Here is a 9,090-nt window from a genome sequence, read left to right as displayed (position 1 = left end):
GATCGAGGGGCTGAAGGCGATGCTCTCGGCCTTCCGCAGCCGGGTGCGCGTGGTGGGCGAGGCGGTCGGCGCGGAGACCGCGATGTCGGTCATCGACGGCCTCGCCCCCGACATCGTGCTGTGCGACGTGCGGATGCAGGGTTCCAGCGGGCTGGACCTGTGCCGCGCGGTGCGCGAGCGCAAGCCGGAGTGCAAGGTCGTGCTGCTGTCGGTCTACGAGGACGAGCAGTACCTGTTCCAGGCGATGCGGGCGGGCGCGTCCGGCTACCTGCTCAAGCGGATCGGCGGGGAGGAGCTCGTGGCCCAGCTCGAGCGCGCCCACGCCGGGGAGACGGTGATCGACCCGCAGATGGCGGCGCGCGCGGTCGACACCGCGGCGCGGCTGCAGCGCGACGAGTACTGGCCCGGCGCCCGCCACGGCCTCACGCAGCGGGAGAGCGAGATCCTGTCGTTCATGGTGGCGGGCCTGTCGAACCGGGCGATCGCCGCCAAGCTGGTGATCGGCGACGAGACCGTGAAGAGCCACGTGCGCTCCATCTACCGCAAGCTCGACGTCGCCGACCGGACGGCCGCGGTCGCCACCGCGCTGCGCGAAGGGATCTTCCAGTGACCCCGCGCCTGCCCATGTCGCAGCACCGGCCCGGGCCGGGCCTCATGCGCGGGCTGGTCGACCGCGACGGCGAGGTCGCGCTGCTGCTCGACGTCATCCAGCTCACGGCGAGCGGGCCGGAGGTGGAGCCGCTCGCCGCCGAGGTGGCGCGGCTGATCACCGACGCGACCGCCACCGACGTCTGCTTCGTGCACGTCCTGGACGACACGGAGGGGTCGCTGACCCTCGCCGGAGCCACGCCGCCGTTCGACCGGCAGGTGGGCCGGGTGCGCCTCCCGCTCGGGGTGGGGATCTCCGGGTGGGTGGCCAAGCACCGCACGCCGGTGGTGCTCCCGGAGGGGAAGGAGTCGGACCCGCGCTACCTGCCGATCCCGGAGCTGCGCGGCACCGACTTCGTCTCGATGGCCTCGATCCCGATGGAGATCGACCCCGGCGGCCTGGTCGGTGTGCTCAACGTGCACACGGTCGAGCGGCGCGAGTTCCTCCCCCGCGACGTCGAGCTGCTGCGCGTCATCGGGCGGCTGGTCGCGGGCGCGCTCAACCAGGCCCGCCTGCACCGGCGGCTCGCCGCCCGCGAGCGGATGCACGAGCGGTTCGTCGAGCGGGTGATCGCCACCCAGGAGGCCGAGCACCGGCGCATGGCGGGCGACATCCACGACGGCATCTCGCAGCGCCTGATCAGCCTCTCCTACCACCTCGACGCCGCCTCGCACGCCGCCGGCGGCGGCGACACCGCGGAGGTGACCGCGCAGCTCGCCCAGGCCCGCACGCTGCTCGGGCTCGCCCTCGACGAGGCCCGCTCGGCCATCGGCGGGCTGCGTCCGCCGGTCCTGGACGACCTGGGGCTCGCGGGCGGCCTCGCGAGCCTCGCCCGTTCGACGCCCCAGATCGAGACGGAGGTCGAGCTCGCCGACCACCGGCTGCCCGAGCACGTCGAGATCGCGCTCTACCGGATCGCGCAGGAGTGCCTGCAGAACGTCGTCAAGCACGCCCGCGCGTCGTCGGCCACGCTGCGCTTCGACGTGGTGGACGGCAACGCGCGGCTGGAGGTGGCCGACGACGGAGTCGGGTTCGACACGGCGGCCGCCGGCGGGTCCGGCCGCGACGACGTCCGCGGCTACGGGCTGCAGTCCATGGTGGAGCGCGCCGAGCTGGTCGGCGGGCGCCTGGACGTCCGGTCGCGGCCGGGGGCGGGCACGACCGTGACGGTCACCGTGCCCTGCCGCTGACCAGCGCTCACGCCGGCTGCAGCTGCGCCCGCCTGCGCACCGCGGCCGCGTTGGCGGCGACGCGCTCGGCGAGCGCGGCCTGCCCGGCCTCGACGAGCGCGGGGTCGCCGTGCCACGCCGCGAGCGCCGGGTCCACCAGAGCGCGGCCGAACGAGAACGTGAGCGGCCAGGGCGTGCGGTGGTGCTGCATCGCCTCGAGGTTGGCGGTGGCGCGCTCGGGCGGCTGCCCGCCGGAGAGGAACGCGACGCCGGCGAGCTCGTCGGGCCAGGCGCGCAGCACCTCGACGGTGGCCTCGGCGACCCGCTCCGGCGAGGAGGGCTCGGGGTGGTCCTCGCCCTCGACCACCATGTTGGGCTTGAGCACGATCCCGGCGAGGTCGACGCCGAGCAGCGCGAGCTCCTCGCGGACCGCCGCCTGCACGGCGGCGGTGGCCTCGGCGCAGCGCTCGATCGGGTGGGCGCCGTCCATCAGCACCTCGGGCTCGACGATCGGCACGAGCCCCGCCTCCTGGCAGGCCGCCGCGTAGCGGGCGAGCGCGTTCGCGTTGCAGCGGATCGCGCCGGCGCTGGGCCGCGTGTCGCCGATGACGTACACGGCGCGCCACTTGGCGAACGCCGCCCCGATCGCGGCGTAGTGCTCCAGGCGTGCGGTGAGGCCGTCGAGGCCCTCGGTGACCGTCTCGCCGGGCAGCCCCGGGCACGGCTTCGCCCCGGTGTCGACCTTGATCCCGGGCAGCACGCCCATCGCGCGCACGGCCTGGGCGAACGGGGTGCCGTCGCTGAAGTCCTGCCCGAGGGTCTCGTCGCAGAAGATGATCCCGGAGACGCCGTCGGCGAGGCCGGGCGTCGAGGCGAGCAGCTCCCGGTACCGGCGCCGGTTCTCGGCGGTGGGCGCGACCCCGGCCTTCTCCAGCCGGCCGGACATCGTGCCGATGCTCTCGTCCGCGGCGAGCACGCCCTTCCCGGGCGCCACCAGCTGCGCCGCGACCTGCCTGCACGTACCCATGGCGGAGTTCCCTCCCGTCGGCGAACGTCGCGCCGAACGTAGGAACGCAGGCCGACTCCGGGCCTCACCCAGCCTGGGGAGCCGCCCGGGGGATCCGCGCGACTCTTCGGTGATCGGTCAAGTGTTCGCGGGGAAGTCTCGATGGACATCGAGGGGTCCGGATCCCAGCCTCGAGGCATGGCAGAGCGATGGAACGCGGGCGTCATCCCCTACGCCGAGATGGGGTACTGGCAGCCCGACTACGTGCCGAAGGACTCCGACGTGCTGTGTGCCTTCCGGATCACGCCGCAGGAGGGCGTGCCGCCGGAGGAGGCGGGCGCCGCGGTGGCGGGCGAGTCGAGCACCGCCACGTGGACGGTGGTGTGGACCGACCGCCTCACCACCTACGAGCACTACCAGGCCAAGTGTTACAAGGTCGAGGCCGTGCCGGGCACGCCGGGCCAGTACATCGCCTGGATCGCCTACGACCTCGACCTGTTCGAGGAGGGCTCGATCGCGAACCTGACGAGCTCGATCATCGGCAACGTCTTCGGGTTCAAGCCGCTCAAGGCGCTGCGGCTGGAGGACATGCGGATCCCCACCCAGTACGTGAAGACGTTCCAGGGCCCGGCGCACGGGATCGTCATGGAGCGCGAGCACCTCAACAAGTACGGCCGCCCGCTGCTCGGCGCCACCACCAAGCCGAAGCTGGGGCTCTCGGCGCGCAACTACGGCCGCGTCGTCTACGAGGCGCTGCGCGGCGGCCTGGACTTCACCAAGGACGACGAGAACATCAACTCGCAGCCGTTCATGCGCTGGCGCGATCGGTTCCTGTTCTGCATGGAGGCGGTCAACCGCGCCCAGGCGGCCACCGGCGAGATCAAGGGGCACTACCTCAACGTCACCGCCGGGACGATGGAGCAGATGTACGAGCGGGCCGACTTCGCCAAGGAGCTCGGCTCGGTGATCGTGATGATCGACCTCACGATCGGCTACACCGCGATCCAGTCGATGGCGAACTGGGCGCGCGCGAACGGCGTGCTGCTGCACCTGCACCGCGCGGGCCACAGCACCTACACGCGGCAGAAGACCCACGGCGTGAGCTTCCGGGTGATCGCCAAGTGGATGCGGCTGGCCGGCGTCGACCACATCCACGCCGGCACGGTGGTCGGAAAGCTCGAGGGCGACCCGAACACCACCGCGGGTTTCTACGACACGCTGCGGCTCAACCACGTGCCGGCCGACCCGGTCAAGGGCCTGTACTTCGACCAGCACTGGGCGTCGATGCCCGGGGTGATGCCGGTGGCGTCCGGCGGCATCCACGCCGGGCAGATGCACCAGCTGCTGCACCACCTCGGCGAGGACGTGATCCTGCAGTTCGGCGGCGGCACGATCGGGCACCCGATGGGCATCGCGGCGGGCGCCGAGGCCAACCGGGTGGCCCTCGAGGCGATGATCAAGGCCCGCAACGAGGGCCGCGACTACTACGCCGAGGGTCCGGAGATCCTCAAGCGGGCCGCCTCCCGCAACCGACCGCTCGACATGGCGCTGTCCACGTGGGGCGACATCACCTTCGACTACGAGTCCACCGACACGCCGGACGTCGTCGCGACGCCGACTCGCGTGTGAGGGAGGAAGCCGTGCGCATCACCCAGGGGACCTTCTCCTACCTGCCCGACCTCACCGACGACGAGATCACCAAGCAGGTCGAGTACTGCCTCGCCAACGGCTGGCCGCTGGCGGTGGAGTTCACCGACGACCCGCACCCCCGCAACACCTACTGGGAGATGTGGGGGCTGCCGATGTTCGACCTGCGCGACCCGGCCGGCGTGCTGATGGAGGTCAACGCCTGCCGCGCCGCCAAGCCGAACACCTACATCCGGCTGACCGCCTACGACGCGAGCCTCGGCCGGCAGACCACCGCGCTGTCGTTCATCGTGCAGCGGCCCGCCGAGGAGCCGGGCTTCCGGCTCGACCGCCAGGAGCTGTCGGACCGGCGGATCCGCTACACCACGCACTCCTACGCGACCGAGCGCCCCGCCGGGGACCGGTACCCGGCGCCGTGAGCGGCGCACCGTTCGGGTTCCGGCCCGACCAGCCCGATCCCGGGGAGCCGGCACCCGAGCGGCTCCCCGCCGACGCCGTGGTCGACCTGGCCGCGGCGCGGCGGGAGGCCGGCATCGACGAGGTGCTGGAGCGGCTGGACAGCGAGCTGGTGGGCCTCGCCCCGGTGAAGACCCGGATCGCCGAGATCGCGGCGCTGCTGCTCGTCGACCGGATGCGGGAGCGCTACGGCATCGCCGCGGCCCGGCCGACGCTGCACATGTGCTTCACCGGCAACCCCGGCACCGGCAAGACCACCGTGGCGCTGCGGATGGCGGACCTGCTGCACCGGCTCGGCTACCTGCGCCGCGGGCACCTGGTGAGCGTCACCCGCGACGACCTGGTCGGCGAGTACGTCGGGCACACCGCCCCGAAGACCAAGGAGGTGATCAAGCGGGCGATGGGCGGCGTGCTGTTCATCGACGAGGCGTACTACCTCTACAAGGCCGAGAACGACCGGGACTACGGTTCCGAGTCGATCGAGATCCTGCTGCAGGTGATGGAGGCCCACCGCGACGACCTCGTGGTGATCCTCGCCGGCTACGCCGACAAGATGGACACGTTCTTCGCCGCGAACCCGGGCATGCAGAGCCGGATCGCCCACCACATCACGTTCCCGGACTACACCGTCGACGAGCTGGAGCGGATCGCGGTCCTCATGGCCGACCAGCTGCACTACCGCCTGTCGGCCGACGCGCGCGAGGCGCTGCGCCGTTACCTCGACCGGCGTGTCGGGCAGCCGTGGTTCGCCAACGCGCGCAGCGTCCGCAACGCGGTGGAGCGGGCCCGGTTGCGGCAGGCACGTAGGCTCGTCGAGCGGGACGACCCGCGGGTGGACCTCGGGGCCCTGACCACGATCGAGGCCCCGGACCTGCTCGCGAGCCGCGTCTTCCGCGACGACGCCGAGCCGGGGGCCACGGTGCGCTCGGCCTGACGGGAGGACGGGACGGGGTGACCACCAACTCCCGGCTGCGCGCGCTCGTGGAGCTCGCCGACACCGGTTCGGTGCGGGGCGCCGCGGAACGCCTGGTGGTCACCGAGTCGTCGGTGTCCTCGGCCGTGAGCGCGCTCAGCGCGGAGGTGGGCACCCCGCTGGTCACCCGGCACGGGCGCGGCGTGCGCCTCACCCCGGCCGGGGAGCGCTACGCCGAGTACGCCCGCCGGATCCTCGGCCTGCACGCCGAGGCCGTGCTCGCCGCCCGCGCGGAGGCCGACGCCGAGCGCGGCGAGGTGCGGCTCGCCGCCGTCACCACCGCGGGCGAGTTCCTCATCCCGGAGCTGCTCGCGTCGTTCCGCGCGAAGCACCCCGGCGTCATGATCCGGCTCGAGGTCGCACCGCGCGGCCGGGTCTGGCCGATGCTCGCGCGCCACGAGGCCGACCTCGTGGTGGCCGGAAGGCCCCCGGACGACCTGGCCGCCGCCCGGGTGCGCGCGCTCAGTCCGAACGAGCTGGTCGTCGTCGGGCCCCCGGACCTGTCCCCCCGCTTCGACCCCGCGCAGGTCACCTGGCTGATGCGCGAGCCCGACTCGGGGATGCGCGCCACCTGCGAGGCGCTGTTCGAGCGCCTGGGCATCGCCCCGCCGCGCATGACGCTCGGCTCGAACGGCGCGGTCATCGCCGCCGCCGTGGCCGGGCTCGGGGTCACCCTCGTCTCGCGCGTCGCCGTGCGCCACCCCCTCGACTCCGGGGCGCTCGTCGAGCTGCCCGTGCCCGGCCTGCCGCTCGACCGGCCCTGGCACCTCGTCACCCAGCCGGAGCCGACCCCGTCCACCCGGCTGCTGGTCGAGCACGTGCTCGCCGCGCCGGAACTGGGCTGGCGCGAACCCTGATCCCCCACCGGGCCCCCGACGAGGGGGATGGCCGCGGCTCCTCCGGCGAGCAGAGTGAGGACGCCACGGACCCTGGGAGGACGCCATGCTCGCCGAACGCACGACGCTCGCCCGCTTCCTCGCCGAGGACCGGCGCCGCCACCCGGAACCCGGCGGGGACCCCGGCCCGGTGATCCTCGAGGTGGCGCGGGCGTGCGCGGACGTCGCGGGCCGCGTCGCGCTCGGGGCGCTGCGGGAGCCGCAGGCCGGGGCGGGCGAGGTCAACGTCCAGGGCGAGGTGCAGCACGACCTCGACGTCGTCGCGGGCGACCGCTTCCTGTCCGCGGGCGAGCGCGGCGGCGTCGCCGGGATGGCCTCGGAGGAGCTCAGCGGGCCCGTCGGTCTCACCCGCGGCGAGTTCCTGCTGGTCTTCGACCCGCTCGACGGGTCGTCCAACATCGACGTCAACGTGGCCGTCGGCAGCATCTTCTCGATCCTGCGCGCGCCCGACGCGCCCGCCACGGCCCGGGACTTCCTGCAGCCGGGCACGGCCCAGGTCTGCGCGGGCTACGCGCTGTACGGGCCGGCGACGGTGCTCGTGCTGACCCTCGGCCGCGGCGTGCACGAGTTCACCCTCGACCCCGCGAGCGGCGAGTTCGTCCTCACCCGCGCGTCGATCCGCATCCCGCGGCACGCGCGCGAGTTCGCCGTCAACGCCTCCAACCGGAGGTTCTGGGAGCCCGCCGTGCGCCGCTACGTCGACGAGTGCGTGGCCGGCCGGGCCGGGCCGCGGCACAAGGACTTCAACATGCGCTGGGTGGCCTCGCTGGTGGCCGAGGCGCACCGGATCCTCACCCGCGGCGGCGTGTTCCTCTACCCCCGCGACTCGAAGGAACCGGCGCGGCCGGGTCGGCTGCGGCTGCTGTACGAGGCCGCGCCCGTCGCGTTCCTCGTCGAGCAGGCCGGGGGCGCGGCGAGCACCGGCCGCGACCGCCTGCTCGACGTCGTGCCCACCGACCTGCACCAGCGCATCCCGTTGATCTTCGGCGCGGCGGAGGAGGTCGCGCTGATCGACCGGTACCACCTCGAGTTCAACGACGGCTCGTACGACTCACCCCTGTACGGCACCCGCGGCCTGTTCCGCGTCGCGGTCGGCTGAGAGGAGGCACGACGGTGTCACGCAAGCATCCGATCATCTCGGTCACCGGGTCGTCCGGCGCCGGCACGACCTCGGTGATGCGCACCTTCCAGCAGATCTTCCGCCGCGAGGGCGTGCGCGCCGCGTTCGTGGAGGGCGACAGCTTCCACCGCTACGACCGCACCGCGATGAAGGCCGCGATGGCCGACGCGCACGCCCGCGGCGACTACTCGTTCAGCCACTTCGGCCCCGAGGCCAACCTGTTCGAGGAGCTCGAGGACCTCTTCCGCACCTACGGCGAGACCGGCACCGGCAAGGTGCGCCGCTACCTGCACGACGAGGCGGAGGCGGCCCCCTACGGCCAGGAGCCCGGCACCTTCACCCCGTGGGAGAGCCTGCCCGACGACACCGACCTGCTGTTCTACGAGGGCCTCCACGGCGCCGTCGTGACCGACACGGTGGACGTCGCCCAGCACGCCGACCTGCGGATCGGCGTGGTCCCGGTGATCAATCTCGAGTGGATCCAGAAGCTGCACCGCGACCGGGAGGCCCGCGGCTACAGCGCCGAGGCGGTCACCGAGACGATCCTGCGCCGCATGCCGGACTACGTGAACTACATCTGCCCGCAGTTCTCCCGCACCGACGTCAACTTCCAGCGCGTGCCGGTGGTCGACACCTCGAATCCGTTCATCGCCCGCACCATCCCGACGGCCGACGAGTCGATGCTGATCATCCGGTTCCGCGATCCGCACGGAATCGACTTCCCGTACCTGCTGGCGATGCTGCACGACTCGTTCATGTCGCGTCCGAACACGATCGTCTGCCCCGGCGGCAAGATGGACCTCGCCATGCAGCTGATCTTCACCCCGATGATCCTGCGACTCATGGAACGCCGCCGCGCGGAGCTGGCGGTCTGACCGGCAAAAAAACACCGGCAACGGTCGTTCTGCGCATTCGGGGCGAACGCGCGGAACGGCCGTTGCCGGCTCGCCCCGGGCGCTGCCGGCCCCCCACCACCAGCAGCACGAACGGTGCGGATCAGCGGCCGAGCGGGGTCTACAGCACCACGACCGAGCGCAGCACCTCGCCGCGCTCCATCCGGTGGAAGGCCTCCTCGACCTGGTCGAGGCCGATGGTCTCGGTGACGAACTTCTCCAGCGGCAGCCTGCCCTGCAGGTGCAGGTCCACGAGCATGGGGAAGTCGCGGCTGGGCAGG

The 9,090-nt window shown here is 72.8% G+C and carries 9 protein-coding genes and 1 pseudogene; 8 read left to right on the top strand and 2 right to left on the bottom strand.

Annotated elements, in window-relative coordinates:
* Position 1: 1 nt before the first annotated feature.
* Both VKZ81_RS00500 and VKZ81_RS00495 read left to right on the top strand, forming a co-directional pair.
* Positions 2-610 (top strand): response regulator transcription factor, encoded by a 609-nt coding sequence (locus tag VKZ81_RS00500; protein WP_324239340.1) that lies wholly within the window; start codon positions 2-4, stop codon positions 608-610.
* Positions 607-1,839: a GAF domain-containing sensor histidine kinase gene (locus tag VKZ81_RS00495; RefSeq protein ID WP_324239339.1), complete on the top strand. Its 1,233-nt coding sequence runs from the start codon at positions 607-609 to the stop codon at positions 1,837-1,839. Before VKZ81_RS00500 ends, VKZ81_RS00495 begins: the two co-directional genes overlap by 4 nt.
* Positions 1,840-1,846: 7 nt before the next feature.
* Here VKZ81_RS00495 and VKZ81_RS00490 read toward each other — a convergent pair whose 3' ends face one another.
* A complete protein-coding gene (locus tag VKZ81_RS00490) occupies positions 1,847-2,845 on the bottom strand; it encodes a class I fructose-bisphosphate aldolase (RefSeq protein WP_324239338.1) in 999 nt (332 codons plus the stop codon).
* Positions 2,846-3,022: 177 nt separating this feature from the next.
* On the opposite strand from VKZ81_RS00490, the gene VKZ81_RS00485 reads away from it, so the two are divergent.
* The 6 genes from VKZ81_RS00485 to VKZ81_RS00460 all read left to right on the top strand — a co-directional run bounded on the left by VKZ81_RS00485 (position 3,023) and on the right by VKZ81_RS00460 (position 8,791).
* A complete protein-coding gene (locus VKZ81_RS00485; RefSeq protein ID WP_324239337.1) occupies positions 3,023-4,453 on the top strand; it encodes a form I ribulose bisphosphate carboxylase large subunit in 1,431 nt (476 codons plus the stop codon).
* Between the two features lie 11 nt (positions 4,454-4,464).
* Positions 4,465-4,890: a ribulose bisphosphate carboxylase small subunit gene (locus VKZ81_RS00480; RefSeq protein ID WP_324239336.1), complete on the top strand. Its 426-nt coding sequence runs from the start codon at positions 4,465-4,467 to the stop codon at positions 4,888-4,890.
* A complete protein-coding gene (gene cbbX, locus VKZ81_RS00475; RefSeq protein WP_324239335.1) occupies positions 4,887-5,861 on the top strand; it encodes a CbbX protein in 975 nt (324 codons plus the stop codon). The genes VKZ81_RS00480 and cbbX overlap by 4 nt, the downstream gene beginning before the upstream one ends.
* 17 nt (positions 5,862-5,878) lie before the next feature.
* Positions 5,879-6,757 (top strand): LysR substrate-binding domain-containing protein, encoded by an 879-nt coding sequence (locus tag VKZ81_RS00470; protein WP_324239334.1) that lies wholly within the window; start codon positions 5,879-5,881, stop codon positions 6,755-6,757.
* An 85-nt stretch (positions 6,758-6,842) separates the two neighbouring features.
* Entirely contained in the window at positions 6,843-7,895 is a 1,053-nt protein-coding gene (locus VKZ81_RS00465; protein ID WP_324239333.1) for a class 1 fructose-bisphosphatase, read from the top strand.
* 14 nt (positions 7,896-7,909) lie between these two features.
* On the top strand, positions 7,910-8,791 hold the full coding sequence (locus VKZ81_RS00460) for a phosphoribulokinase (protein ID WP_324239332.1): 882 nt from the start codon (positions 7,910-7,912) through the stop codon (positions 8,789-8,791).
* 139 nt (positions 8,792-8,930) lie between these two features.
* On the opposite strand, the pseudogene VKZ81_RS00455 reads toward VKZ81_RS00460, so the two are convergent.
* Positions 8,931-9,090: pseudogene (locus VKZ81_RS00455) on the bottom strand (S-(hydroxymethyl)mycothiol dehydrogenase); the annotation flags it as partial.

Origin of the sequence: Pseudonocardia sp. (genome assembly GCF_035305885.1) — a bacterium.
In the GTDB taxonomy this organism is placed as follows: domain Bacteria; phylum Actinomycetota; class Actinomycetes; order Mycobacteriales; family Pseudonocardiaceae; genus Pseudonocardia.
The sequence above is the reverse complement of the archived record's forward strand: the minus strand, read 5'-3'. Positions and strand labels throughout refer to the sequence as shown.